Below are 653 nucleotides of genomic sequence, written 5' to 3' on the forward strand. Positions count from 1 at the left end.
ACGACGCGGACGGCGTCGGCCTGCGGACCCTTCTGACCCTGGGTCACCTGGAACTCGACCCGCTGGCCCTCCTCAAGTGCCTTGTAACCGTCCATGTCAATCGCGCTGTAGTGAACGAAGACGTCGGAGCCGCCGCCGTCCACGGAGATGAAGCCGAAGCCCTTCTCCGAGTTGAACCACTTCACCGTGCCCTGAGCCACGTGCCGTTCTCCCTGCTGGTGCAGTCAGGACCCGCACCACGCGAGCCCCGGACCGAACGCCAGGAAGCCACTAGAGTTCCTGGCGTTGTTCCGCTGCGTCTCGGATGAGACGCGAACTGGCGAACTCCGGCCAAGGACGACGCTACACGGATGGAGGGCTTCGCGGGAGTCCTCTGAGCAAGGAAGTCCACTTCATGCCCCGGTAACAGAACAACGCCGCCGGTCGGCACACGGCCGGGTCAGGCAACGTCATCGGTCAATCCTGCGGGCTGCCAGGGCATTTCCGGGGTTCACCCGTTCACGGCCGGCGCTGGAGCGCCGATGGCCCGGACGTGGCACCCGAAGCGGTGATCTCCGCGGAAGTCTCCGGTCGACCACGGTCGGGACCACACCCTCGTGGGGGTCCACGCCGCCACGGGGCCGGACCAGCCGTGGAGGCTGGGCCAGCCGTAG

Annotated in this window: 1 protein-coding gene; it reads right to left on the reverse strand. The window is 67.1% G+C overall.

Annotation, left to right across the window (positions count from 1 at the left end):
• Window positions 1–200, reverse strand: a 200-nt coding sequence (locus G6R24_RS21270) for a cold-shock protein (protein WP_018500469.1), incomplete at its 3' end; no start/stop codon positions are given.
• Window positions 201–653: the final 453 nt, after the last annotated feature.

Origin of the sequence: Candidatus Frankia nodulisporulans, from assembly GCF_902806475.1 — a bacterium.
GTDB lineage: Bacteria > Actinomycetota > Actinomycetes > Frankiales > Frankiaceae > Frankia > Frankia umida.